Origin of the sequence: Roseomonas gilardii (assembly GCF_001941945.1) — a bacterium.
GTDB lineage: Bacteria > Pseudomonadota > Alphaproteobacteria > Acetobacterales > Acetobacteraceae > Roseomonas.
The window spans coordinates 1,970,655-1,995,658 of sequence record NZ_CP015583.1; the positions used below are offsets into that span (position 1 = coordinate 1,970,655).

27 protein-coding genes are annotated in these 25,004 nt (G+C 71.0%); 7 read left to right on the plus strand and 20 right to left on the minus strand.

Annotation, left to right across the window (positions count from 1 at the left end; translation table 11 throughout):
• Positions 1 to 5: 5 nt before the first annotated feature.
• From recO to RGI145_RS08975, 9 genes are all read right to left on the minus strand, one after another.
• Complete coding sequence (gene recO, locus RGI145_RS08935; RefSeq protein WP_075798082.1) at positions 6 to 812, minus strand: DNA repair protein RecO; 807 nt, start codon at positions 810 to 812, stop codon at positions 6 to 8.
• Between the two features lie 7 nt (positions 813 to 819).
• Positions 820 to 1,830, minus strand: coding sequence for a GTPase Era (era, locus tag RGI145_RS08940; protein WP_237183251.1), 1,011 nt, complete (start codon positions 1,828 to 1,830; stop codon positions 820 to 822).
• The gene (gene rnc / locus RGI145_RS08945; protein WP_075798083.1) at positions 1,827 to 2,567 is read right to left on the minus strand and encodes a ribonuclease III; all 741 of its coding nucleotides are present in this window, start codon (positions 2,565 to 2,567) and stop codon (positions 1,827 to 1,829) included. The genes era and rnc overlap by 4 nt, the downstream gene beginning before the upstream one ends.
• 5 nt (positions 2,568 to 2,572) lie before the next feature.
• Positions 2,573 to 3,328, minus strand: coding sequence for a signal peptidase I (gene lepB / locus RGI145_RS08950; RefSeq protein ID WP_075798084.1), 756 nt, complete (start codon positions 3,326 to 3,328; stop codon positions 2,573 to 2,575).
• 82 nt (positions 3,329 to 3,410) lie between these two features.
• Entirely contained in the window at positions 3,411 to 3,851 is a 441-nt protein-coding gene (acpS, locus tag RGI145_RS08955; protein ID WP_027281380.1) for a holo-ACP synthase, read from the minus strand.
• Between the two features lie 66 nt (positions 3,852 to 3,917).
• Entirely contained in the window at positions 3,918 to 6,206 is a 2,289-nt protein-coding gene (locus tag RGI145_RS08960) for a RelA/SpoT family protein (protein WP_075798085.1), read from the minus strand.
• Between the two features lie 11 nt (positions 6,207 to 6,217).
• Positions 6,218 to 6,616 (minus strand): DNA-directed RNA polymerase subunit omega, encoded by a 399-nt coding sequence (rpoZ, locus tag RGI145_RS08965; protein ID WP_075798086.1) that lies wholly within the window; start codon positions 6,614 to 6,616, stop codon positions 6,218 to 6,220.
• Positions 6,617 to 6,712: 96 nt separating this feature from the next.
• The gene (folK, locus tag RGI145_RS08970) at positions 6,713 to 7,237 is read right to left on the minus strand and encodes a 2-amino-4-hydroxy-6-hydroxymethyldihydropteridine diphosphokinase (protein ID WP_075798087.1); all 525 of its coding nucleotides are present in this window, start codon (positions 7,235 to 7,237) and stop codon (positions 6,713 to 6,715) included.
• Entirely contained in the window at positions 7,221 to 8,798 is a 1,578-nt protein-coding gene (locus RGI145_RS08975; RefSeq protein ID WP_075798088.1) for an ABC transporter substrate-binding protein, read from the minus strand. The genes folK and RGI145_RS08975 overlap by 17 nt, the downstream gene beginning before the upstream one ends.
• Before the next feature lie 291 nt (positions 8,799 to 9,089).
• Here RGI145_RS08975 and RGI145_RS08980 point away from each other — a divergent pair, with 291 nt between their 5' ends.
• Complete coding sequence (locus RGI145_RS08980) at positions 9,090 to 9,524, plus strand: hypothetical protein (protein WP_075798089.1); 435 nt, start codon at positions 9,090 to 9,092, stop codon at positions 9,522 to 9,524.
• 7 nt (positions 9,525 to 9,531) lie between these two features.
• Here RGI145_RS08980 and RGI145_RS08985 read toward each other — a convergent pair whose 3' ends face one another.
• From RGI145_RS08985 to dapA, 4 genes are all read right to left on the minus strand, one after another.
• The gene (locus tag RGI145_RS08985) at positions 9,532 to 10,200 is read right to left on the minus strand and encodes a sulfite oxidase-like oxidoreductase (protein WP_075798090.1); all 669 of its coding nucleotides are present in this window, start codon (positions 10,198 to 10,200) and stop codon (positions 9,532 to 9,534) included.
• 91 nt (positions 10,201 to 10,291) lie between these two features.
• A complete protein-coding gene (locus RGI145_RS08990) occupies positions 10,292 to 10,744 on the minus strand; it encodes a DoxX family protein (RefSeq protein ID WP_075799955.1) in 453 nt (150 codons plus the stop codon).
• A 113-nt stretch (positions 10,745 to 10,857) separates the two neighbouring features.
• Positions 10,858 to 11,355, minus strand: coding sequence for an SsrA-binding protein SmpB (gene smpB / locus RGI145_RS08995; RefSeq protein ID WP_027281387.1), 498 nt, complete (start codon positions 11,353 to 11,355; stop codon positions 10,858 to 10,860).
• Between the two features lie 148 nt (positions 11,356 to 11,503).
• Positions 11,504 to 12,382 (minus strand): 4-hydroxy-tetrahydrodipicolinate synthase, encoded by an 879-nt coding sequence (gene dapA, locus RGI145_RS09000; RefSeq protein WP_075798091.1) that lies wholly within the window; start codon positions 12,380 to 12,382, stop codon positions 11,504 to 11,506.
• Between the two features lie 269 nt (positions 12,383 to 12,651).
• Between dapA and RGI145_RS09005 the strand changes: the two genes are divergently transcribed.
• From RGI145_RS09005 to RGI145_RS09020, 4 genes are read left to right on the plus strand one after another with little or no spacing between them, the layout of a single operon-like run.
• Positions 12,652 to 14,619, plus strand: coding sequence for a lytic transglycosylase domain-containing protein (locus tag RGI145_RS09005; protein WP_075798092.1), 1,968 nt, complete (start codon positions 12,652 to 12,654; stop codon positions 14,617 to 14,619).
• 14 nt (positions 14,620 to 14,633) lie between these two features.
• The gene (locus RGI145_RS09010) at positions 14,634 to 15,488 is read left to right on the plus strand and encodes an alpha/beta fold hydrolase (RefSeq protein WP_075798093.1); all 855 of its coding nucleotides are present in this window, start codon (positions 14,634 to 14,636) and stop codon (positions 15,486 to 15,488) included.
• A complete protein-coding gene (locus tag RGI145_RS09015) occupies positions 15,485 to 15,976 on the plus strand; it encodes a phosphatidylglycerophosphatase A family protein (protein ID WP_083670574.1) in 492 nt (163 codons plus the stop codon). Before RGI145_RS09010 ends, RGI145_RS09015 begins: the two co-directional genes overlap by 4 nt.
• Entirely contained in the window at positions 15,976 to 16,461 is a 486-nt protein-coding gene (locus RGI145_RS09020; protein WP_075798094.1) for a CinA family protein, read from the plus strand. The genes RGI145_RS09015 and RGI145_RS09020 overlap by 1 nt, the downstream gene beginning before the upstream one ends.
• Positions 16,462 to 16,497: 36 nt before the next feature.
• Here RGI145_RS09020 and RGI145_RS09025 read toward each other — a convergent pair whose 3' ends face one another.
• On the minus strand, positions 16,498 to 17,565 hold the full coding sequence (locus RGI145_RS09025; protein ID WP_075798095.1) for a threonine aldolase family protein: 1,068 nt from the start codon (positions 17,563 to 17,565) through the stop codon (positions 16,498 to 16,500).
• 77 nt (positions 17,566 to 17,642) lie between these two features.
• Complete coding sequence (locus RGI145_RS09030) at positions 17,643 to 18,530, minus strand: LysR family transcriptional regulator (protein ID WP_075798096.1); 888 nt, start codon at positions 18,528 to 18,530, stop codon at positions 17,643 to 17,645.
• Between the two features lie 102 nt (positions 18,531 to 18,632).
• Here RGI145_RS09030 and RGI145_RS09035 point away from each other — a divergent pair, with 102 nt between their 5' ends.
• Complete coding sequence (locus RGI145_RS09035; RefSeq protein WP_075798097.1) at positions 18,633 to 19,076, plus strand: CidA/LrgA family protein; 444 nt, start codon at positions 18,633 to 18,635, stop codon at positions 19,074 to 19,076.
• Positions 19,066 to 19,761: an LrgB family protein gene (locus RGI145_RS09040; RefSeq protein ID WP_075798098.1), complete on the plus strand. Its 696-nt coding sequence runs from the start codon at positions 19,066 to 19,068 to the stop codon at positions 19,759 to 19,761. Before RGI145_RS09035 ends, RGI145_RS09040 begins: the two co-directional genes overlap by 11 nt.
• Before the next feature lie 4 nt (positions 19,762 to 19,765).
• Here RGI145_RS09040 and RGI145_RS09045 read toward each other — a convergent pair whose 3' ends face one another.
• The 5 genes from RGI145_RS09045 to RGI145_RS09065 form a co-directional block, all read right to left on the minus strand.
• Positions 19,766 to 20,401 carry a glutathione S-transferase family protein gene (locus tag RGI145_RS09045; RefSeq protein WP_075798099.1) on the minus strand — a complete coding sequence of 212 codons (636 nt, stop codon included), beginning with the start codon at positions 20,399 to 20,401 and terminating at the stop codon, positions 19,766 to 19,768.
• Between the two features lie 132 nt (positions 20,402 to 20,533).
• A complete protein-coding gene (locus tag RGI145_RS09050; protein WP_075798100.1) occupies positions 20,534 to 21,022 on the minus strand; it encodes a type II toxin-antitoxin system RatA family toxin in 489 nt (162 codons plus the stop codon).
• Positions 21,022 to 22,155 carry a lipoyl synthase gene (gene lipA, locus RGI145_RS09055; RefSeq protein WP_237183252.1) on the minus strand — a complete coding sequence of 378 codons (1,134 nt, stop codon included), beginning with the start codon at positions 22,153 to 22,155 and terminating at the stop codon, positions 21,022 to 21,024. The genes RGI145_RS09050 and lipA overlap by 1 nt, the downstream gene beginning before the upstream one ends.
• Positions 22,156 to 22,162: 7 nt before the next feature.
• Positions 22,163 to 23,557, minus strand: a complete 1,395-nt coding sequence (lpdA, locus tag RGI145_RS09060) for a dihydrolipoyl dehydrogenase (RefSeq protein WP_075798101.1) — start codon at positions 23,555 to 23,557, stop codon at positions 22,163 to 22,165.
• A gap of 23 nt (positions 23,558 to 23,580) precedes the next feature.
• A complete protein-coding gene (locus RGI145_RS09065) occupies positions 23,581 to 24,999 on the minus strand; it encodes a hypothetical protein (protein ID WP_075798102.1) in 1,419 nt (472 codons plus the stop codon).
• Between the last annotated feature and the right edge of the window lie 5 nt (positions 25,000 to 25,004).

A 25,004-nucleotide genomic window follows, 5' to 3' on the forward strand; every position in this document is an offset into this window, starting at 1 on the left:
GCGTTCTACGCCGAAACCTCGCCGGGGGGAACCTCCGGCGGCCCCCCAGGGAGTTCCCCAGGGAGTTCCCCGGGCGCCGCCAGGGCGGAGACGCGGTCATAGAGCATCTCCCGCGCCGCGGGGACCGGCCGGTGCCGCGTGCCGAAGGCGTCGCGGGCCAGGAAATGCCCCGTCAGCCGTAGCCCGGCGGCCCAGTCCTCCGGCCCGGAGGCCGCCTCCGCGTCGCGCAGGAAGGCCGGCAGCGGCAGGAGGCGGTCGCGATAGGGCTCCGCCACCGCAGCGCAGACGGCCCGGCCGGTGCGGGGAGAGACATGCGTCAGCCCCTCGGAGACCCCCGTCTGGGCGCAGCGGGACAGGTCGAGCCCATAGCCCAGATCGGTCAGCAGCATCAGTTCCCAGCGGATATAGTCGGGCAGCAGTTCCGGTGTCGCCGCCGGCTGCGCGCCCAGGCGCGCCAGGATCGGCAGCAGCCCCCGGAACAGGCGCGGATGCGGCTCCCGCTCCGGCAACGCCTCGCCCGCCACGGCACAGGCGGCGGAGAGCAGCGCGAGCGCCAGCGGGTCCTCCATCGCCAGGGCGGCGGTGGCGTGGACCATCTCGCCGCTCAGGTTGCCGAGCTGGTCGGCCAGCCGGGCCCGCCAGCGTGCCTCGATCAGGTTGCCGGCCTGCCAGACCGCCACCTGGCCGCGGGAGGTGCCGCCATGGACCATGCCGCCATGGCGCCCATGCGTCTCGGTCAGCACCACCGCCACCGCCCCGCCCTCGCCATAGGGGCGGGCATCGAGGACGATGGCCGGGGCCTGCCACTCGATCAGGGGGCTACCCCTCTTCCTCGTGCAGGCCGATGGCGCGCAGCCGGGCGCGCTCCTCGTCCCAGCCCGGGCGTTCCTTGACGTTCAGGAAGAGGTGGACACGGCGCTCCAGCAGGCGGGTCAGCTCCTCCCGCGCCCGGCGGCCGATCTCCTTGATGCGGGCGCCGCCATCGCCGATCAGGATCGCCTTCTGGCTGGCCCGGCCGACATAGATGGTGCAGTCCACCCGCACGCTGCCGTCGCGCCGCTCCTGCCAGCTCTCGGTCTCCACCGTGGCGTGGTGCGGCACTTCCTCATGCGTCTGGCGCAGGATCTGCTCGCGCACGATCTCGGCGGCCAGCATCCGCTCGTTGAGGTCGGACAGCTCGTCCTCCGGGAAGAGCCAGGGCCCCTCCGGCATGGCCTCGGCCAGCTTCGCGGTCAGCCGCTCCAGCCCGTCGCCGGTCTCGGCGCTGACCATGAAGGTTTCGGCGAAGGTGAGCTGCTCGTTCAGCGCGGCGGTCAGCGGCAGCAGGCGCTTGGTGTCCAGCAGGTCGGTCTTGTTCAGCACCAGCCAGAGCGTCGGGGAGCCGCGCTTCAGCCGGGTGACGATGGCCTGCACCGCCTCGGTCAGCCCGGCCCGCGCATCCACCACCAGCAGCGCCATGTCGGCATCCTGCGCGCCCGTCCAGGCGGCGGCGACCATGGCGCGGTCGAGGCGGCGCTTGGGGCGGAAGATGCCCGGCGTGTCGGTCAGCACGACCTGGGAGCGGCCGTGCATCAGCACTGCCCGCACCCGGAAGCGCGTGGTCTGCGGCTTGGGCGAGACGATGGTGACCTTGGCGCCGGTCAGCCGGTTCACCAGGGTGGACTTGCCGGCATTGGGCGCGCCCAGAACGGCGACGATGCCGGCCCGGGTGGGACCAGTGGCCGGCGCCTGTGCGGAAGGCGTCCCCGCCTCGCCGGCAGGCGGCGGCCCATCCTGCGGGCCGGCCGGTGGCAGGGAATCCTCGGGCGTGTCCGCCCCGCTATCGGTCATGATTCGTCTTCTCGGGCCCGCGCCGCTCCAGGAGTTGGAGCAGGGGCCGGGCCGGTGTTTCCGCGTCCCTCCGGCGGCAGGCCGGCCAGCCAGGCCTCGGCAGCAGCCTGCTCGGCGGCGCGCTTGGTGTCGCCCTTGCCCTCGGCGGTGCGGCCCTGGGCCTGCACCTCGATCACGAAGACGGGCGCGTGGGAGGGGCCGGTGGTGGAGGCCGTCCGGTACACCGGCAGGCCCAGGCCACGGCCCAGCGTCCATTCCTGCAGGCGGCTCTTGGCCGACATGGGCGGGGTCGGGTCGGCGGCCATCATCTCGGCCCAGTAGCGGCGGACGAAGCGCTGCGCCACCTCCAGCCCGCCATCCAGGTACAGCGCGCCGATCAGCGCCTCCGTGGCATCGGCCAGCACGGTGGCGCGCTGGCGCAGCCCGGTGCGGCCCTCGGCCGGGGGGATGCGCAGGGCCTCGGACAGGCCGATCCCCTCCCCGACCTTGGCCAGCGTGTCGGCGGCCACCAGCACCGCGAGGCGCTTGCCCAGCTCGCCCTCCCGCTCCTGCGGGAAACGCTCGGCCAGCCATTCGGCGATGGCGAGGGCGAGCACGCGGTCACCCAGGAATTCCAGGCGCTCGTTGCTGTCGAGTTGCCGGCGGCGCGGGTCGGCAGCGGAACGGTGGGTCAGGGCCTGGGACAGCAGGGCCGGATTGGCGAAGCGGTGCCCCAGGCGGTCGGTGAAGTCACTCACGGCGGTCAGTGAATCCCTGAGAAGATCCGGTTCCAGCGGACCTCGAAGGGCCAGCGCCAGACCTGCCACCAGGGCGCGGAACTGTCCCAGGAGAAGAAGATGAACTCGGCGCGGCCCACCAGGTTCTCCACCGGCACGAAGCCGACCGCGTTCATGTAGCGGCTGTCCTGGCTGTTGTCCCGGTTGTCGCCCATGGCGAAGAGATGTCCGGCCGGGACCAGGTATTCCGGCGTGTTGTCCGCCTGCCCATTGTCCGAGAACTCGATGATGCTGTGCGTCCGGGGCTGCGCGCCGGGGCTGGGCGGAAGCGTCTCCAGATAGCGCCGGGCCTCCATGGTCGGCCCGTCGCCCGTCACGGTATAGGGGCCGACGAAGTCCCGCTTCACCGGCTGGCCGTTCACGTAGAGGATGCCGCCCGTCACCCGGATGCGGTCGCCCGGCAGGCCGACGATGCGCTTGATGTAGTCCGTCGTGCCATCGGAAGGCAGCTTGAACACCACCACGTCGCCGCGCGCCGGCAGGCGGCCGAAGACGCGGCCGGAGAAGAGGTCCGGCGTGAAGGGCAGCGACGCGTTGGAATAGCCATAGGCGTATTTCGACACGAACAGGTAGTCGCCGACCTGGAGGGTCGGGATCATGCTGCCGGAGGGGATGTTGAAGGGCTCGAAGGCCACCGTCCGGATGCCCACCGCGATGATCACGGCGTAGACGATGGTCTTGAAGCTCTCCACCCAGCCGCCCTGGGCCTTGTTCTTCGCCATGCTGCTCAAGGGAAGGATCCACGTTCGCGCGGCACGGAAGGGGCCGCAGGGGGCCGGTTAGACCCCCTGCCCCTCCGGCCTGTCAAGGAAGGCCGTGCGGCGCGGCGCCGGCGGCCAGGGCCACGGGGATGCCGGCGATGATCACGATCGCCTCGGCATAGGGGTATTCGTCGGTCATGGTCAGGCTGACCTGCGCGGCATAGCCCCGCGGCGTGATGGCGGAAAGCCGCGCCGAGGCGCCACCGGTCAGGCGCAGCGTCGGCTGCCCGGTGGACAGGTTCACCACCCCCAGGTCGCGGTGGAAGACGCCGTGGCTGAAGCCCGTGCCCAGCGCCTTGGACGCCGCCTCCTTGGCCGCGAAGCGCTTGGCATAGGTGGCGGCGCGCAGCTTCTCGGTGCGCGATTCCGCCTTGCGCCGCTCGGCCTCGGTGAAGACGCGCTGGACGAAGCGCTCCCCGTGCCGCGCCAGCACCTTCTCGATGCGGCGGATGTCCACGATGTCGTTGCCGAGGCCGATGATCATGCCTTCGGTCATAGCGCGCCGTTCGGGAAACGTCGCCCCCGGCCTCGCGGCCATGACGCCGGACCGTCAGCCCTTGGCGCGCTCGACCTGCTCGATCCCGGTGGTGGCGCGCAGGGTCGCGATGACGCCGGACAGGTGCCGCAGGTCCCGCACCTCCAGGTCCACCCGCAGCTCCGTGAAGTCGCTGGCGCGGTGCAGGAACTTCAGCGACTGGATCTTCGCGTCCTGCTTGGCGATGGCGATGGTCAGCGCCGCCACGGCGGCATTGTCGTTGGCGGTGACGATGGACAGCCGCGCGAGGTGCTGCCCCACCGAACCGGAGGCGATGTCCCAGTCCACGTCGATGAAGCGTTCCGGCGTGGCGGCGAAGGAGGTCAGGGTCGAGCACTCGGCATTGTGGATCGTGACCCCCTTGCCGGTGGTCACGATGCCCACGATCCGGTCCCCCGGCACCGGGTGGCAGCAGCCGGCGAAGCTGACCGCCATGCCCGCCACGAGGCCGGAGATGCCATAGGCCGCCTCCGGCCGCCGCGCCTGCCGGCTGGGCAGCACCGTGGCCCCGGGCTTGCCGCGCGCCTGGGTGAAGGGCAACACCTCGTGCGCCTGCCGGGCCGGGCCGCGCAGTTCAGGATAGACGGCGTGCAGCACGTCCTTCGGCTGGATATTGCCGCTGCCCACGGCGATGCAGAGTTCGTCATAGCCCGGCTGCTTGAGCGCCTTGATCGCCGGCTCGACGATCTTCTCGGAGAAGTCCAGCCCCTCCTGCCGGAAGGCCCGGGCCATGGCGCCCCGGCCGTTCTCGCGTGCTTCCTCCCGCTGCTTCGCCAGCACGAAGCGGCGGATGCGGGCCCGCGCCTTGCCGGTGACGACGAAGCGCTCCCAGGCCGGGTTCGGGGTGTTGCCCCGGGCGGTGATGATCTCGACCTGGTCGCCATTCTCCAGCCGCTGGCGCAGCGGCTTGATCTGGCCGTTGATCTTGGCGCCGACGCAGGCATCGCCGATGGCGCTGTGGACCTGGTAGGCGAAGTCCACCGGCGTGGCGCCGCGCGGCAGGGCGATCAGGTCGCCCTTGGGCGTGAAGCAGAAGACCTGGTCCTGGTGCAAGGCGAGCTTGGTGTGCTCCAGGAAGTCCTGCGCCTCGCCGCCGGCATTCTCCAGGATGTCCAGCAGGTCCTTGACCCAGGGATAGCGGCGGCGCGGCGGCGCCCCTTCCCGGCCCTGCTTGTAGATCCAGTGCGCGGCCACGCCGTATTCGGCGACCTCGTGCATCTCCGGCGTGCGGATCTGCACCTCGATCTTGGCGTTGCGCCGCTCCGGCACCGTCACGCCCGTGTGGAGCGACTGGTAGCCATTGGGCTTGGGGGTGGAGATGTAGTCCTTGAAGCGCCCCGGCACGACGCGATAGGCCGAGTGGACGGCCCCCAGCGCGGCGTAGCACTGGCCCTTGTCCGGCACGATGACGCGAAAGGCCATGATGTCCGAGAGCTGCTCGAACTCGACCTTCTTCTCGTGCATCTTCAGCCAGATGGAATAGGCGGCCTTTTCCCGGCCCTGGATGTCGATCAGCGGCACCCCCGCCTCGCCGAGCTTGTGCCGCAGGTCGGCCGCGATCTCGTCGATCAGGTCGGCGCCCTGGCCCCGCAGGAAGGCGAGGCGCGCCGAGATGGTCTGGAAGGCATCCGCCTGCAACTCGCGGAAGCAGATCGCCTGCAGCTCGGTGCGCAGGGCGTCCATGCCGATGCGCTCGGCCAGGGGCGCGTAGATCTCCATGGTCTCGCGCGCCACACGCTGCCGCTTCTCGGGCTTCACCACGAGGTGCAGGGTGCGGACGTTGTGCAGGCGGTCGGCCAGCTTCACGAGCAGGACGCGGATGTCCTCGCTCATCGCCAGCACCAGCTTGCGGAAGTTCTCGGCCTGCTTGGTGCGCTCGGACTGGATCTCCAGCCGGGTCAGCTTGGTCACGCCGTCCACGAGGCGCGCGACCTCGGCGCCGAACTGCTTCTCCAGGGCCTGGAGGGTCAGCCCGGTGTCCTCGACCGTGTCGTGCAGCAGGGCGGTGACGATGGAGGCGGTGTCGAGCCGGTAGCCGGCCAGGATCCGCGCCACGGCCACGGGGTGGCCGATATAGGGGTCGCCGTTCTCGCGGGTCTGGCCCTCATGGGCCTTGCGGGCGATCTCGTAGGCCCGTTGGATCAGAGCCGTGTCGGCCCGCCCGTCATAGGAGGCGACGAGGGCGCCGAGCTGGGCGCCGTCATCCTCCGCCTGGGGGGCAGCGGGGGCAACGTCCGTCAGAGCGCTCCCCGCACCGTCAGGGGCGTGCGCCGCCCAGAACCCGCCGGCTCCGGCAGCGCGCACGCCCGGGCCGCTCAGCGGCGGCCGCCGAGCTCGGCGGCGATGGCCGCCTCGATGTCGTCGGGGTTCAGGTCGTCGCCCGAGGCGGCGGCATCGCCACCCTCGTTCTCGTTCACGTCCATGACGCCGAAGATGTTCTCGTCGGTGGCGATGAGGTCGATCACCTCCTCCTCCACCGGCTCAGGCTCCGGCGCGCGCAGCAGGGACTTCACGATGTCCTGTTCCAGCGCCTCCAGATCCACCGTCTGATCGGCGATCTCGCGCAGGGCCACGACCGGATTCTTGTCGTTGTCCCGGTCGAGCGTCAGTTCCTCGCCCCGGCTGATGTTGCGCGCACGCTGCGCCGCCTTCAGCACAAGCTCGAAGCGGTTCGGAACCTGAAGGATGCAGTCTTCTACCGTAACGCGTGCCATATCGAAAACCAGTCGCTGCTTGGGAGGACAAAACTAGATAGACGGCACCCCCCCGCCCCGCAAGGCCTTTGCCGCGAGCCGGCCGCCCCGGATGGGTCAGAGCCGCCGCATCGGCATGGGCGGCAGGCGCGCCAGCAGGGCCTCCAACGCTCCCTCGGGATGGCGCCAGCCCGGGGCCACCTCCGCCAGGGGCAGCAGCACGAAGCGGCGCAGATGCGCCCGGGGATGCGGCAGGACGGGGTCCGGCGCCGGGCGGACCACCCCGCCCACGGCGATCAGGTCCAGGTCCAGGGTCCGGGGCGCGTTGGGATAGGGGCGGACCCGCCCGGCCGCGTCCTCGATCGCCTGCAGGGCGCGCAGCAGCGCCAGGGGATCGGCCGTTCCTCGCAGCCGGGCCACGCCGTTCACATAGGGGGGCGAGCGCGGGTCCGGCGGATCGGGGGGCGTTTCCCACCAGTTGCTCAGTGCCATCAGCGGCAGGCCGCAGATTCCGTCCAGCGCCGCCGCGGCGCGGCGACAGGTCTCCAGCGCCCCGGTGCCGTCGGCGGCCGGCAGGTTTGCCCCCAGCGCGACCAGCGTGTCGGCGAAGGACGGCCCCGCCGCCTCAGCCGCGCCGGACATTCCAGAAGATCGGCATGTTGGCGGGCACGACATCCTGGAGGGAGGTCCGGTAGGCGGTCGGGTAGAAGAGCTGGCCCAGGGGCAGGAAGGGCACCTCCTCGAAGGCGATCGCCTGCATCTCCCGCGCGATCTGCTTCTGCGCCGCCTCGTCCGGGGCGTCGAACCAGCGGTCGCGCAGCGCCTCCAGCCGCGGGCTGGTGGGCCAGCCGAACCAGCCGCCGGCGCCGTTGCCGCGCAAGGGGATATGCGTGGCGGGGTCGGCCACGGTCAGCCCTTCATAGGTGGTGGCGAAGGCGCTCCATCCCCCCTTTTCCACCGGCTCCTTGCTCGTCCGCCGCTGCACCAGCGTGCCCCAGTCCATGCTGGTATAGTCCACGTTCAGCCCCAGCCGCTTGAACAGGTCCGCCGCGACCTGGGCGAAGGTCTGGGTGGTGGGGTAGTCGGAGGGCGACATCAACACGATCCGCTCGCCCTGGTAGCCGCTCTCGGCCACCAGCTTCCGCCCCCGCTCGATGTCGCGGGGGCTGGTCAGCACCTCCATCCCGGCATCGTTGGCCATGGGCAGGCCGGGGGTGAAGACGCCGCAGGGGACCTGGAAGAGCTCCTTTTCCTCCCCCAGCGCGGCGGTCATGAAGTCCCGCTGGTCCAGCACGGACAAGATGGCGCGCAGCAGCTTCGGATTGTCGAAGGGCGGGTGCAGGTGGTTCAGCGCCAGCATCCCCATCACCCCCACCCGGTCGTTCACCGCGACCTTCACCCCGCGCGAGGCCCGCAGCATGGGCAACAGGTCGAACTGCGGCACCTGCACCCAGTCCACCTCGCCATTCTGCAAGGCGGAGGAGGCTGTGGCGCTGTCGGGCATGACCCGCCATTCCACCCGGTCGAAATGCACCACCTTGCCGCCGGCGAGGTAGCTCGCCGGCTCCTGCCGCGGCTGGTAGCGGTCGAAGCGCGCATAGACCGCCCGGTCGCCGGAGACCCACTCGTCGCGCAGGAAGCGATAGGGGCCGCTGCCGACATACTCGTTGATCTGTTGGAAGGCGTCGGTCTTCGCGATCCGCTCCGGCATGACGAAGCAGCTGTCGGCGAAAGCATGGGTCATCAGGGCGAAGGGGTGCTTCAGCCGGATCTCGAAGCGCCGGTCGTCCAGCGGCTTCATCTCCTCCGCCAGTTCCAGCAGCTTCTGACCCAGGGGGCGGCGCTTCGCCCAGCGGTTGATGCTGGTGACGCAGTCCAGCGCCCGCACCGGCTCGCCATCATGGAAGAGCAACCCGTCGCGCAAGGTGAAGCGCCAGGTGAGACGGTCGTCCGACAGCTCGTGCCCTGCCACCATCTGCGGCTGCGGGACGAATTGGGCATCGCGGGCATAGAGCATGTCCCAGATCATCAGCCCGTGGTTCCGGGCGATGGTCGTGGTGGTCCAGACCGGATCGGCATTGGCCAGGTTGCTTTCGGGCGCGAAGCGCAGCACCCGCGCATTCCCCTGTGCCAGGGCGGGCCTGGACAGTGCCGGCGCCGCCACGCCCAGGGCGCCGGCCGCCAAGAAGCTCCTGCGTCGCATCACCCCGACTCCCTTCCGTTCCCGTTCGCGCGGAGGCTAGGCGGGCGCGTCCCGGTTTTCCAGTTGCCCGGTCCATGGGGGGCGCCACGATTTTGCCTCATTGTGGCAATGACTGCCGTCACGTCTTCTATGAGATAGAAGAAACTATCTGTTGGATATTGTTATTACTGATCTTTATCCGCATACGTATCGAGCCGATTCGGGCCAAAATGTGTTTGCAATAAGGCCAAGCCCGCCTCTAAGACGGCTGGGAGCGGTTTGATACCGCATCGCACAACGGCATGCGGGGACATGGTCTTGCAGCACTGGGGGATCAGAAAGGGGCTCATCGGCGGGCTGGCGGCGCTCCTGCTCACGGCCGCCGGTCATGCCGGCGCGCAGCCCTTGCAGCATTCCGGGGGTGGGCTGGTGATCACCGCGGCCTTCGGCGGTGCGTTGCCTTCGCAGAATGTCGGCGGGGACAGCATCTACGTCGTCGCGCGGCTGGGGGATTCCGGGGGACCGGGAGACCGCTTCACTATCGCCAAGGCCTCCCCCTTCTCGCCCCAGACCCGGACGGTCTGGGACAGCCGCCCGCAGATGGCCCTGGGGGCGCGCTACGGGATCGGCCGGATCGAGGAACTCGGCGAGGTCTCGGTCGGCGCCCTGGTCTGCGCCGCCGTGGAATACGACCCGGCGGAGCGCCGCCCGATGGTCGGCGTCGCCACGCTGCGGCTGAGCTTCTGAGCCCGCGTCAGCCGTAGCGTTCCTCCAGCCAGGGATCGCCGCGGTGGTGATAGCCGCGGACCTCCCAGAAGCCCGGCCGGTCCTGGGCCAGGAACTCGATCCGCCGCAGCCATTTCGGGCTCTTCCAGAAATACAGGTGCGGCACCACCAGGCGCATCGGGCCGCCATGCTGACGCGTCAGCGGCGCGCCGTTCCAGCGGAAGGCCAGAAGGTTCTCCGGCCGCGCGAAATCCTCCAGGGCGAGGTTGGTGGTGTAGCCGTCATGGGATTCGAGCGAGACGAAGCGCGCCTCGTCCTTCACCCGCACATGCTCGATCAGGGTGCCGACCGGCACGCCCTGCCAGTCATTGTCGTAGCGGGACCATTGCGTGACGCAGTGGATGTCGTTGCGGAAGCCCTGCTGCGGCATGGCCTGCAAGGCATCCCAGTCCAGCAGGGCCGGTGCCGCCACCAGCCCGTCGATCCGCAGCCGGGCCTTCTCCAGCGGCACATCCGGCTGCACGCCGAGATCCAGCACCGGGAAGTCGGTCACCAGGCGCTGGCCGGGCGGCAGGCGGTCCCGTTCGCGATCGCCGGGCCGGCCGGTGAGGAGGCGGCCCTCCTCGGCCCAGCGGCGCTTGGTTTCCACCAGCTTGTCGCGGATACGCCCGGCCGGTCCCGTCCCGTCCTCGCTCATCTGCCATCCTCGCGCTGCGGCACGGATGGCAGATGAGGCGGCGGGCATGACGGTGCAACGGGCGGCCCGCCGGCATCGGCGCGTTCCGCCCTCAGGGCGTGGCGCGCAGCCCCTGCGCCAGCGGCGCGTCCTCCCGGGCCGGGGCGGTGCGCAGGGCGAGAACCGACACCAGGATCAGCGCGCCGATCATGCCGACATGCTCGGTGGCGGTGTGGAAGGCGACGGTCGCCATCGGCCCCTCGATCGCCCAGAAGCGGTGCACCAGCAGGATGGTCAGCCCGGTGAAGACGCCCAGCGCCCCTGCCCCGAGCCAGACCATGCGGCGCGACACGATCAGCGCCGAGCCGCCGAGCTGCACGAGGATGGTCAGGCCGTTGAACAGCCAGCCGGGGGTGAAGCCGAAGAACTCCATCTCGGCCACGCCGCCGGGGAAGTCGATCAGTTTCGCCAGTCCGCTGCCCCAGAAGGGAAAGGTCAGCAGCAGGCGGGCGGCGAACTCCGTGCCGGCGGCGGAAAGAAGGCGCTGGATCGGGGCGGGTGCCATGGACATTTCCATTCCGGTTCGTTGCGGTGGCGACGCTTCTTGCATCGCCACCACCCGGGCGCGGTGCGCCAGAACACAATCCGGAACCGGAACGCCCTAGCTCGGCCCCGACGTCAGCCCCTGTCCCCGCCCCGGTCCCGCATCAGCCGGGCCTTGTCGCGCTTCCAGTCGCGGTCGGCGATGGCGGCGCGCTTGTCGGCCTTGTTCTTGCCCTCGGCGAGACCCAGCACGACCTTGGCCATGCCGCGCTGGTTGAACAGGATCTCCAGCGGCACCAGGGTCGCACCCTCCTTCGAGACGGCGCCGGCCAGCGAGGTCATCTGCTTGCGGTGGAGCAGCAGCTTGCGCGGGCGGCGCGGCTCGAACTTCGCCACCACCGAGCCCGCCTGCCATTCGGGGATGTAGCAGTTGAACAGCCACATCTCCCCGTCCCGCTCGCCCGCCCAGGCCTCGGTCAGCGTGGCGCGCCCGGCGCGCAGGGACTTCACCTCCGGCCCGACGAGCATGATGCCCGCCTCGACCGTGTCGTTGATCTTGTAGTCGAAACGCGCCTTGCGGTTGGTCGCGGCGGTTCCGTGGCTGATCAGGCCCTTCTTGCGTGGCTCTGCCATGCTGTCCGTCCCCGGAGGCCGGCTTCCGCTCGCGCGGCGGGCCTGGCTCCGGCCTTTCCTGTCATCGCGTGGCCCGGCCCCGGGGCTGTCCTGCCCGCCGGGCCGTCACGTCTCCGGCGCCCGGGGGCCTTAACCCCCGGCGCCGCATTCAGTTGAGCAGCCCCGCCGCCACCATCGCCTCGCGCATCCGGACGCGGCTGGCCTCCGCGATCGGCGCCAGCGGCAGGCGGCAATGGTCGGAGCCGTAGCCGAGCAGGCTGGCGGCATATTTGACCGGCCCCGGCGAGGTTTCGCAGAACATCGCGTCATGCACCGGCAGCAGCCGGTCCTGGATCGCGATGGCCTCGGCCACACGTCCCTCCGCCCAGGCGTCGTGCATCTCCCGGCACAGGCGCGGGGCGACATTGGCGGTGACGCTGATGCAGCCATGGCCGCCGGCGGCCAGGAAGGCCACCGCCGTATGGTCCTCCCCGGAAAGCTGGCAGAAATCCGGGCCGCAGGCGGCGCGGGTGTGCAGCGGGCGGGCGAGGTTCGCCGTGGCGTCCTTGACCCCCACGATATTGGGATGCTTCGCCAGCCGCGCCATGGTCTCGACGCTCATGTCCACGACCGAGCGGGGCGGGATGTTGTAGATCACCACCGGCAGATCCACCGCATCGGCGATGGCCATGAAGTGGCGGTACAGACCCTCCTGCGTCGGCTTGTTGTAGTAGGGCGTGACCACCAGCGCGGCATCCGCGCCCACCTCCTTGGCATGGCGGGTCAGGCGGACCGCCTCGGCGGTGCTGTTGGAGCCGGCGCCCGCCATCACCGGCACGCGGCCGGCGGATACCTCGACGCAGAGCTCCACCACGCGGTCGTGCTCGGCATGGGAAAGGGTCGGGCTCTCGCCCGTGGTGCCGACGGGGATGAAGCCCTGGGTGCCCTCGCCGACCTGCCATTCGACGTGGTCGCGGAAGGCTTTCTCGTCCAGGGTTCCTTCGCGCGTCATCGGGGTGACCAGGGCGACGAGGGAGCCCTTGAACATGGCGGATGATCCTTGGAAAGGCAGGGGAAAGGCAGGCAAAATCGCGCCCCCTGCCGGCCGGCAGGGGGAAGGTGCCGAAACTAGGCGTGCGGCGGGCCCGGAACAAGGCGGCGCGGAGCGGCTTCCGCCCCGGAGCTGCTCCCTCAAAGCCATTCCCGCCGGGCCGGCGGGGGCGGATGGCGCGCGGGGATGCAACAGGGCCGGAACGAGCGGCGCCGGATACAACCCGCCACGGGACAAAGCGGCCGTGCTCGGGTAAAGGCGATGTCATGCGCCGCGCCGCCCTCGCCCTGCTGCTCGCCACCGTCGCCTTCCCGAAAGCCATTCCCGCCCAGCCCTGGTCGCCGGAGGACCAGCGCAATGCCGGGCGCGTGGCCCTGGCCATGGCGGATTCCGGCCGGATGGTGGAAGCCCAGGGCCTCGCCCTGACCGCCGACCCGATGGTCCGCAAGCTGGTCACCTGGATTCGCCTCCAGGCCAAGGACCAGGCCACGGCGGAGGAGCTGGTCGCCTGGACTCAGGCCAATCCGGACTGGCCCCTGCCCGGCCTGATCGCGAGGCGCGCCGAGGAGGCGCTGCTCGCCAGCCCCGACGATGCGCTGGCGCTGCGCTTCTTCGCGCAGCATCCGCCGCGCAGCCTGGATGGCGCGCAACGCTATGCCGATGCGCTGAACCGCGCCGGCCGGCTGGGCGAGGTCACGCCCGTGCTGCGGGCCGCATGGGTCCAGGCGCCGGGCGACGCCGTCGCGGAACCCGGCTTTTTGGCCCGCAACGCCTCGGTGCTGACGCCGGAGGACCACTGGCAGCGCTTCGACCGGCTCGCCTATGCCCGCGAACTCGGCGCGGCGGCGCGGGTGATGCCCTATCTCGATCCGGGGCGCCGCCCCGCGGCCTCGGCCCGGCTGGCCCTGGCCGGGGACCGGCCGGAGGCGGAGGCGCTGCTGCCCGCCGTGAGCACGCCCGATCTCGGGCTGCTGCTGGAACAGGCCCGCTGGCTCCGGCGCCGCGACCGGGACGCCGAGGCCGCCACGGTCTGGGAAGGCGCCGCGCGGCTGCAACGGAATCTGCCGCCCGAGGCCGCCAAGGCGGTCTGGGCGGAGCGGGAGGTCCTGACCCGCAAGTTGATCCGCCTGAACGAGCCCCAGGCCGCCTACAGGGTGGCGGCCGAGCATGGGCAGCCCGGGCCGGGTGCCGCGCGGGGCGAAGCGGAGTTCCTGGCCGGCTGGATCGCCCTGCGCCGCCTGAACGAGCCCGCCACCGCCCAGCTCCACTTCAGCCGGGTGGCCGAGGACAGCACCAGCATCATCACGCGCTCCCGCGCCGCCTACTGGCAGGGCCGCGCCCTGGCGGCGCAGGGGGATGCGGCGGGGGCGAAGGCCGCCTGGAACGCCGCCGCCGGCCTGCCGACCTCCTATTACGGGCAACTCGCCTCCTTCACCCTGAACGAGAGCCCCGCCCGGCTGGCGGAACGCATCCGCGCCGCCGGCGCCGCCCCGCCGCCGCCGGGCCAGACGGCGCTGTTCGTGGAGCGGGAACTGCCTCGCGCGGTGCTCACCCTGGCCGATCTCGGATTGCAACGGCGGGCCCTGCCCTTCCTGCTGCGGCTGGAGGAGCTGTCGCCGGATGCGGGGACGCGGCTGCTGGTGGCGCGGCTGGCGAACAGCACCGGCCGCCCCGACCAGGCGGTCTGGATCTCCCGCCGTTCCGGCATCGACGGCGTGGCCCTGGTGCCCGAGGGCTGGCCGACCCCCTATCCCACGCCGGACGGGCTGGAGCCGGCCCTGGTCCGCGCCATCTCGCGCCAGGAAAGCAATTTCGACCCGCAGGCGGTCTCCCCCTCCAATGCGCGGGGGCTGATGCAGCTGCTGCCCGCCACGGCGGCCGAGGTGGCCCGCAAGAACGGCATCCCGCACCAGTTCGGCTGGCTGACCAGTGACCCGGCGCACAACATGAAGCTCGGCTCGATCTATCTGGGCGACCAGCTCGCCCGCTTCGGTGACAACCCGGCCCTGGCGGCGGCGGCCTACAATGCCGGGCCGCGCCGGGTGGCGGAATGGCTGGCCACCTATGGCGAGCCGGGGAGCCCCGGCGTGGACATGATCGACTGGGTCGAGCTGATCCCCTTCTCCGAGACCAGGAACTACGTGCAGCGCGTGATCGAGAACATGGTCGTCTATCGCGCCCTCGGCGGCGAGGGTGCCCAGCCGCACCCCCTGGCCCGCTGGCTGGCCCCCTGAGGGGAACTCCGAGCATGGCGGAACAGGCTCCGCGGGAGCGCCGGATACGCAGCCGCGACGGATTCACCCTGGCGGCGCTGGACTGGGCGGGCGATGCCTCGCGCACCCCGCTGCTCTGCCTTTCGGGGATCGGGCGGAACGCGCTGGACTTCGCCAGCCTGGCGGAACGCCATGCCGGGCAGCGGCGCGTGGTGGCCCTGGACTATATCGGCCACGGGGACAGCGACCGCGCCGGGGAGATCGGGCGCTACGACCCGCGCGAGGCCCTGGCCGATGTCCTGGATGTCTGCGCCGCGCTGGGCATGCCCCGGGTGATCACCGTGGGCACCTCCTTCGGCGGGCTGCTCTCCATGTTCCTGGCCCTGCAGCGGCCGGCCATGCTGCGCGGGGTGGTGCTGAACGATATCGGGCCGCGCGTCGAGGGCGGCGGGCTCGGCCGGGTGCGGGACTTCCTGGGGCGGGACCCGGCCTTCGCCACGGAGGCCGATGCGGCCCGGTATCTGCGCCAGGTGCTGCCGCAGCTTCCCGTGGCCGACGAGGCCGGCTGGCTGCGCCTCGCCGCGCGCACTTACCGGCGCGGTCCCGATGGCCGCCTGCATCCCCGGTGGGACCTCCGCATCGCGCAGGCCATGGACACGGGCGCGGCGGTGACGGATTTCGGCCCGCTCTTCCAGGGGCTGCATGACCTGCCGGTCATGCTGGTCTGGGGTGAGCTGAGCGAGCTCCTTTCCGCTGATACGGTGAACCGGATGCGGCGGGAGAAGCCGGACCTGGAGCTCGTGGTCCACCCGAATTCCGGCCATGCCCCGCTCCTGGAGGAGCCGGAGATCGTCCCGCGCCTGGATGCCTTCCTGGACCGGCTGGCATGACCGCTCCCCTGACCGCCCCCTTGCCGCCCGCCTTGCCGACACCCGCGCGCGCCACCCCCCGCCTCGCGGTCCTGGTCGCCTCGATGGGCGGCGTGGGGCGGCTGCGCCCGGCGCCCGGCACATGGGGCTCGGCCCTGGTGCTGCCCCTCGCCTGGCTCGGCCCCGGACCCTGCATGCTGGCGGCGGTGCTCTTTACCCTGGCCGGGGTCCTGGCCGTCGGCCGGCTGCCCCGGGCGCAGAGCGATCCGCCCTGGGTGGTGGTGGACGAGGCCGCCGGGCAGAGCCTCGCCCTGGCCGCCCTGGCCCCGCAGGCGGGGCTCCTCTGGGTGCTGGCCGCCTTTCTCCTGTTCCGCTTCTTCGACATCCTGAAGCCGCCGCCGGTTCGCTGGGCCGACCGGCGCGACGGGCCGGTCTGGGTGATGCTGGACGACGTGCTGGCCGGGGCGCTCGCCGCCGCCGTGCTCGCGATCGCGCGGAGTGTCCTGTGATGCTGCCCGGGGAAACCATGGCGCAGGCCGCGCGCCTTCTGGAACGGCTCCAGGCCCGGGGGCTGACCCTGGCCACGGCGGAAAGCTGCACCGGCGGGCTGATCGCCGCCGCGCTGACGGCCATCCCCGGCTCCTCCGCCACGGTGCTGGCGGGGTTCGTGACCTACTCCAACGGGGCCAAGACGGCGATGCTGGGCGTGCCGGAGGCGGTGATCGCCTCGGTGGGCGCGGTCAGCGAGGAGACCGCCCGCGCCATGGCGGAAGGGGCGCTGGAGCGTTCGGGCGCCGACCTCGCCGTGTCGGTGACGGGGATCGCCGGCCCCGGGGGCGCCGTGCCGGGCAAGCCGGTGGGCACGGTCTGGTTCGGCCTCGCCCGGCGGGGCCGGCCGGTGCGCGCGCTGCGCCACGTCTTTCCCGGCGACCGCACCGCCGTCCGCGCCGCGACCGTGGCCGAGGCGCTCCGCCTGCTGGACGAGGCGGCCTGAGGCCGGGGGCGGCGGAGCCTCCCCCGGTCGCGCCGTTCAGTGCTCCGCGACGATGCCGCGGATGGCGGCCAGGGTCTCCTCGATCATGCCCGAGGACACGTCGAGATGCGTGCAGGCGCGGATCTTGCCGGCGAGCGCACTGACCAGGATGCCCTGGCGGCGCAGCTCCATCTGCAGCTCGGCGGGGGAGAAGCCGGCGCCGCGTGGATCGAAATAGACCAGGTTGGTGTCCGGATCGGTCACCTCGATGCCCGGGATCTGCTTCAGGCCGCGCGCCAGGGCGCTGGCGTTCATATGGTCCTCGGCCAGCCGGTCCACATGGTGGTCGAGGGAGTAGAGGCAGGCCGCGGCGCAGACGCCGCCCTGGCGCATCGCCCCGCCCAGGCGCTGCTTCCAGCGCCAGGCATGGCCGATGAACTCCTCCGACCCGCAGAGCACCGCGCCGAGCGGGGCGCCGAGGCCCTTGGTGAAGTCGAGCCAGGCCGTGTCGAAGCCGGCGCACATCTCGGCGGCCGGGATGCCGCTGGCGACACAGGCGTTCAGCAGCCGGGCGCCGTCCATATGCGTGGCCCAGCCCTGCTCATGCGCCACCGCCGCCACGGCATCGAGCTGCGCCTTCGGCCAGACCGCGCCGCCACCATGGTTCGAGGTCTGCTCGACCTCCAGCATCGTCTGCGGCGGGGCGTTGCGGTTGCGCGGGCGGATGGCGGCGCGCACGGCATCGGCGTCGAACATCCCGCGCGGGCCGTGGAGGCCGGTGATCTGCACCCCGCCCAGCGCGGCATGGGCGCCGCCCTCGCTGTTGATGATATGCGCCGTCTCATGCGCCAGGATCTCGTCGCCCGGCCGCGTGTGCACCAGCGTGGCGATGACGTTGCACATGGTGCCGGAGGGCAGGAAGACCGCCGCCTCCTTGCCCAGCAGCGAGGCCATGCGGTCGCAGAGCGCGTTGATGGTCGGGTCGTTGCCGGACTGGTCGTCCCCCACCTCGGCCCGGGTCATGGCCTCCAGCATCGCCGGGGTGGGACGGGTCTGGGTGTCGGAATAGAGGTTGATCCGGACGGGCGGCGCGCCTGCGGGCGGACGGGGCGGGGCGTGAACCATGCGCGCGGACTCCTGACACTGCTTCGGCGGGGAAACTGGCAGGGATGACGCATCGCGTCATCCCCTCCCGCACCCGATCAGCGGCGCAGCGGCAAGGCGGCCCGCACCATCTCCAGCCAGGCCCTGGCCGCCGGGGAGAGCGCGCCGTCCTGCCGCCAGATCAGCCCGCACTGCCAGCGCAGGTCGGGTTCCTCGACCAGCGCCACGGGCATCGGCAGCGGCGCGCGGGGCGCGACCATCAGGCGCGGCAGCAGCGCCACGCCCAGGCCGGAGGCCACCAGGGCGGTGATGAAGTCGCTCTGGCCGCTGCGCGCCGCCTCGCGCGGGGTGAAGCCACGGGCGGCGCAGGCGCGCTGGATCACCTCGTTCAGCGCGAAGCCGGTCTCGAAGAGGATCAGCGGCCGGTCGCGCAGTTCCTCCAGCCGGATCGCCTCCCGCCCGGCGAGCGGATCACCTTCCGGTAGCAGGGCCACCAGCGGGTCGTCCCAGACGGGCTGCCATTCCAGCCCCGCGGCGATCGGCAGGATGGCCATGGCCATCTCGATCTCCCCGCCCAGCACGGCTTCCGACAGGGTCAGGGAGCCCTGTTCCAGCAGCGCGATGGTGATGTCCGGATGCGCCGCCCGGAAGCGCCCCACCAGCGGCGCGAAGAGCGCGGCACTGCCGAAGGGGGTCAGCCCCAGGCGCAGATGGCCGCGCGTGAGGCCGCGCAGGGCGTCCAGCTCGGCCAGCATGGTGTCGCGGCTGGCCAGCATGGCCTGGGCGTGGCGCAGCACGACCTCCCCGGCCTCAGTGGGTCTCACCCCATGGGGCAGGCGGTGCAGCAGGTCGAGGCCCACTTCGTCCTCCAACTGGCGGACAGCCTTGCTGACGGTGGGCTGGCTCGCGAAGATCTCGCGGCTGGCGGCGGAGAAGCCGTTGCGCCGCACGACCTCGACGAAGGCCCGGAGGGTGCGCAGGTCCATACCCTATTCTGTATCGGAATGGGCTGAATTCCAGCAATTCATTTTGGGTATGCTGCGGCGCGGCCTATCTTTCTGCCTCCGACGCCCCAGCGGACATCAGCCATGAGCATCCCCGTCAACCTCGCAGGACCTTTGCGGCACGAGTTCCAGAAGCGCTGGTGGCTTCAGGCCGGCTTCTTCGTCTTCGCCTCCTGGGTCAGCGGCCTGCTGGTGCAGCGGATAGGGATTGGCCTGCCCGGCACCATCCTGGGCATGGGCCTCGTGCTGGTGCTCCTCGCCACCCGCCTGATGCGGCCGGAAAGCCTGCGACGCGGCGCGCTGGTCCTCCAGGACCACCTGATGCTCTTCTTCGTGCCGCCCATGCTGGCATTGCTGGACCACCCGGAATTCCTCAGCCTCGATGGCCTGCTGGTGCTACTTTCCGTGGTGGCCGGCACGCTGGCCGTGATGGCCGGGACCGGGCTGGTGGTGGAGTCCTGCATCCGCGCCATCGAGCGGGCCGAAGCACGCGAGGGCACTCTCCGGGACGGGCATCATGTGGCCTGAGCATCCCCTCGCCGCCCTGGCCTGGCTGTTGGCGACGCTGGCGATCTATGCGGGCAGCCGCGCCCTGCACCGCCGCTTCCTGGCGTGGTGGAGTTCGCCGCTGCTGCTCACCTGGGTCTCGCTGCTGGTGCTGATCCCGGTGGCTCATTCGGACTACCGGACCTATCTCGGCGGCACCGCCTGGCTGGGGGCGCTGCTGGGGCCGGCGACCATCTCCTTCGCGCTGCCGATCTACGACCAGCGCGCGCTGATCCGGCGTTACTGGCCCGTGCTGACGGCCGGGGTCCTGGCGGGCAGCGTGCTGTCGGTGGTCGTCTCCGCCGCGCTGGCGCATCTGCTGCACTTCTCGCCGACCATGGAACTGAGCCTCTTCCCCCGCTCGGTGACCACGCCCTTCGCCATGATCGCCTCGCAGGAGATCGGTGGCGTTCCGGGCATCACCGCCAGCTTCGTGGCGATCACCGGCATCTTCGGCGCCACGGTGGGCCCGGTGCTGATCCGCCTGCTGCGCCTGCGCAGCGGCTTCGCGCGCGGTGCGATGCTCGGCATGGGCGCGCATGGTGCCGGCGTCGGGCGGGCCTACCAGCTTTCGGCGCAGGACGGTTCCGTGGCCAGCACGGTGATGGTGCTGGCGGGGCTGCTGAACGTGCTGGTGGCGGTGGGTGTCGCTGCCCTGGTAGGGTGAAGGTTCAGCCCGGCTGGAAGTGCTTCCGCCAGACAGCACCGGCGGCGGGGCGCGCCGCCACGGCACGGGTCAGCGCCTCCAGCCGGGGGCAATGGGCCGGCACCCAGTCCTCCCCGCCCATCCAGCGGGTCAGGACCGAGAAATAGATATCCGCCGCCGAGAAGCGCGTTCCGAGGATGAAGGGGTCCGGCTTCGCCTCGCGCTCCACCAGTTGCCAGATCTCCCGCCCCATCTCGCGTGCCCTTTCGCGGATGGCGGGGGCGTGGGACGGGTCGGCGCTGAAACGCTCCGGGTAATCGGCCCGGGTCACATGCGGGTAGAATTCCCCGGCCGCGAGCGCCATCCAGCGCAGGGCCCATGCCCGTCCCGGATCGCCGGGCGGCGGCAGGAGGCCAGTCTCCGGATGCCGGTCCGCCAGGGTCAGGAGGATGGCGAGGCTTTCCGTGAGCACCGTTCCATCCGGAAGTACCATGGCAGGGACGCGTCCCATCGGATTGATCTTGCGGTATTCATCGGAAAGCTGATGGTCGCCTTCCAGCGGCACCGGACGCAGATCCACGGGGGCGCCGATCTCCGCCAGGGCCATTTCGGCGGTGCAGGAGCCGGAGCGGCGGTCGCCGTAGAGGATATAGGGTTCCATGGCGGGCGAGGCTGCCCTGGGAGGCCGGGCGAAGGCGAGTCAATAAGCCTGATGCCCGGCATCAACCCGCCATATGGGTCAATCCCGGGGAAGATCAGCATTTCCCGGTAAATAGCTGTTCCTGCGGCTTTTCTAGCTGATCGGCTGCGGCTCGCCACGCGGCTGGGCGACGCCGGGGCGGCCATAAAGGGCCATGGCACGGCGTTCGAAGGCCCGGACCATCAGCCGCACCGCCTCACCGAAGACCGTACCGATCACCGCCTGGAGCAGCCGGGAGCGGAATTCGAAATCCACGAAGAAATCGACCTCGCAGCCGGTCACGCCGCCCGGCTGCGGCACGGGGCGGAAGCGCCACTGGTTGTTCAGGTAGCGGAAGGGGCCATTGAGATACTCGACCTGGACATGGCCGGGGCGGTCCAGCGTGACCTGGGAACGGAAGGTCTCGCGGAACATCTTGAAGCCGATGGTCAGGTCGGCGATCAGCTTCCCCTCGTCGCGGGAGATGACACGCGCGCCCACGCACCAGGGCAGGAATTCCGGGTACCGGCCGACATCCGCGACCAGATCGAACATCTGCTCCGGCGTGTACCGGAGCAGCCTCTTTTCGGCATGGGTCGGCATCAGACGGCCGAACGCGCCCCCTGCCCGGCCGGTTGCAGCCCGAGCCTGGCTTCCCGGGCTGCCCGGAGCGCCGCGAAGTCGCGGTCGGCGTGATAGGAGGAGCGGGTCAGCGGCGTCGCGGAGACCAGCAGGAAGCCCTTCGAGCGCGCCATGGCGGCATAGTCCTCGAACTCCGCCGGCTCGACGAAGCGGTCCACGGCGGCGTGCTTCACCGTGGGCTGGAGGTACTGGCCGATGGTCAGGAAATCGATCTCGGCCGAGCGCATGTCGTCCATGACCTGCAGCACCTCGCCCCGCGTCTCGCCCAGCCCGACCATGATGCCGGACTTGGTGAAGACCATCGGGTCCAGCTCCTTCACACGGTCCAGCAGGCGGAGCGAGTGGAAGTAGCGGGCGCCGGGCCGGATGCTCGGATAGAGTTTCGGCACGGTTTCCAGATTGTGGTTGAAGACGTCCGGCCTCGCCTCCACCACCACCTCCAGCGCCCCGTCCTTGCGCAGGAAATCGGGCGTCAGGATCTCGATGGTGGTGTCCGGGGCCGCGCGGCGGATGGCAGCGATGGTCTCGGCGAAGTGCCGGGCGCCGCCGTCCTTCAGGTCGTCGCGGTCCACCGAGGTGACGACGACGTGCTGGAGGCCGAGCTTGGCCACGGCGTCGCCGACCCGGCGCGGCTCGTCCGTGTCCAGGCGCTTCGGCATGCCGGTGGTGATGTTGCAGAAGGAACAGGCCCGCGTGCAGATCTCGCCCATGATCATCATGGTGGCGTGACGCTTGGACCAGCACTCCCCGATATTCGGGCAGGCGGCTTCCTCGCAGACCGTCACGAGCTTGTTGTCGCGCATCAGCTCGCGCGTCTCGTGATAGATCGGATGGGTCGGGGCCTTCACCCGAATCCATTCCGGCTTCCGCTTGATCGGGTTGTCCGGCCGGTGCGCCTTCTCCGGATGGCGCAGGGCAGCCGCGGAGGGCGCGGCGGCCCGGAGCGGCAGAACGGACGCGGGCGAGGGTTCGCGCGCCGCCAGCGCGGCGCGCACCTCCTCGTTCGGGGTGGGGGCGATGGCGGCGCCCGCCGCCTCGCCACTCTGCTGCACCACGCCGCCGGCGCGGTGATCCACCAGGATACGATTGGCCATGACGCCCCTAGATGTGGATCACGCGGCCATAGGCATCAAGCACCGACTCATGCATGGCTTCCGAGACCGTGGGGTGGGGGAAGACCGTGTCCATGAGCTCCTGCTCGGTGGTTTCCATGGTCTTGGCGATGACATAGCCCTGGATCATCTCCGTCACCTCGGGGCCGACCATGTGGGCGCCCAGAAGCTCCCCGGTCTTGCTGTCGAAGACGGTCTTGATGAAGCCCTCGGGCTCGCCCAGCGCGATCGCCTTGCCGTTGCCGATGAAGGGGAAGCGGCCGACGCGCACCTCGTGCCCGGCCTCCTTGGCCCTGGCTTCGGTCAGCCCCACCGAGGCGACCTGCGGGCGGCAATAGGTGCAGCCCGGGATGTTGTTCGTGTCCATCTTGTGCGGATGGCCGCCGGCGATGGCCTCGATGCAGGCGATGGCCTCGTGGCTGGCCTTGTGCGCCAGCCAGGGCGCGCCGGTCAGGTCGCCGATGGCATAGACGCCGGGCTCCCCGGTCTCGCCGAAGCCGGTGGTGACCACATGGGTCCGCTCCACCTTCACCTTGGTGCCTTCCAGGCCCAGATCCTCGACATTGCCGACGATGCCGACCGCCGAGATCAGCCGGTCGGCGGTGATCTCCTGGGTCTTGCCGCCGGTCTCGACCGTGACGGTCACGCTGTCGGCGCCCTTCTTCACGCCCTGCACCTTGGCGCCGGCCAGGACGGTCATGCCCTGCTTCTGGAAGGCCTTCTGCACGAAGGCGCTGACCTCGGCATCCTCGACCGGCAGGATGCGGTCCAGCGCCTCGATCAGCGTCACCTTGGCGCCCATGTTCAGGTAGAAGGAGGCGAATTCCGAACCGATGGCGCCGGAGCCGATCACCACCAGCGACTTCGGCATCTCCTGCGGCACCAGGGCCTCGCGGTAGGACCAGATCAGCTTGCCGTCCGGCTCGATGCCGGGCAGGACGCGGGCGCGGGCGCCGGTGGCGAGCACGATGTGCTTCGCCTGGATCTCGGCGACCGGCTTGCCGTCCTTGGCGACCGAGAGCTTGCCCGGCCCGGCCAGCTTCGCATGGCCGTCGAAGACCGTGACCTTGTTCTTCTTCAGCAGGTGCTTCACGCCGCCCGAAAGCTGCCCCGCCACGGCGCGGGAGCGCTTGACCACCTTCTGGAAGTCGAAGCGGACATTGTCGGCGGCGAAGCCATAGGCATCCAGCGTGTGCAGGAGGTGGTTGATCTCGCTGGCGCGCAGCAGGGCCTTGGTGGGGATGCAGCCCCAGTTCAGGCAGATCCCGCCCAGGTTCTCGCGCTCCACCAGCGCCACTTTCATCTTGAGCTGCGCCGCGCGGATCGCCGCGACATAGCCGCCGGGGCCACCGCCCACCACCACCAGGTCGAACTGCTCGGCCATCGGTTCTTGTCCCTTCCGTGTGATCAGCCCGCCGCCAGACCCGGCAGGCGGCGCAGCGCCGGCATCCGCCGGGCCGCGAGTGAGAGGATTCCCCAGGCCGCGGCGATGGCGCCGCCGAGCATCAGGGAGAGATTGTAGCGTTCCTGGTTCACCGAGGCCCCGGCATGGACGAGGAGCATGATCCAGGCGGGCGCGGCATAGAGCAGGAGCGGCGTCAGCCGGCCGGCGCGGCGGGCGGCGGCGAGGCCGAGGGGCGCCAGCAAGACCATGCCGATCCCCCAGTAGCGGCCGATCCACAGCCCTCTCCAGGCGAGGGAGAGCGTCGTCAGCGTGTGCCAGACCGGGTGGAGCAGGATGCCTTCCCGCACGATCGCCGCGAAATGCGCGTCGATGCCGCCGGGCAGCGCCAGGGCCGCCTCGCGATGCTGCTGGCCGAGGTCGTAGAAGCTGCCGGGCCGGTCCCAGTCGAGCTGCCAGACCGTGTCCTGGCCGAACAGGGCGGCGGCGAGGTTGTCGCCGAAATCCGGCAGCCAGTAGAGGAAGGAGGCGAGAAGCTGGCGGGCGGTCATGTCGTTGTAGGACAGGCGCTCGACCAGCACCGCAGGACCGTAGCCGGCGCCCAGCGCGAAGCGGCCGAGCACGATCTCGTTGCGGATCATCCAGGGCAGCAGGGCCAGCGCGATGCCGAGCAGCCCGAGTGGCAGGGCCTGCCAGGAGAGCCGCCCCCGCCAGGCAGCCACCGCGATCGCCAGCAGCGCCACCGGAATCAGCACCATGTGGCTGGGCCGCGTCAGCACCAGAAGGCCGAGGGCCAGGCCCGCCAGCAGGGGCGGGAGACGGGCCGAACCGCGATCCTGGAACAGCCGCAGGAAGAGCAGCGCAGCGCCGGCGAAGAGGAAGAGGCCCAGGCTCTCGGTCATGGCCAGGGTGATCAGCTTGGCATAGCTCGCCAGCGTGCCCAGGCCGATGGCGGTGGCAAGTGCCGCGATGGCCGGGCTGCCGGACAGGCGCCGCGCGGCGGCGAAGAGGAAACCGAGCGCCCCGGCACAGAGCGCCATCTGCACCGGCAGGGTGAGGCCGCGATAGGGCGGGCAGTTCTGCGCCACGTCGCCGCTGGACCAGTGGCGCACGAGGCAGGCGGCGTTCTCGCGCAGGCGGGGGTCGAGCTCCATCATCCCGGCGAGCAAGAGCGGATAGCCGGGGCCGAGGAACATGCCAGGGGGCGGCACCTCGCGGCTGCTGTCCACCTTGTCGAAGAAGCCGTCGGAATAGACGCCGTGATGCACCAGGTCCCAGGCCGTCATGGCGTAGAAGCGCTGGTCGAAGACATCCAGGCTCCGTGGCCGCGCCGCCGAGCCCACCGCCAGCAGCACCGCGAGGCACAGGGCGAAGGCGGCCCAGGACTGGAGCAGCGGATGGGAAAGGCCGGCCGGGCGGGTCATGGCGG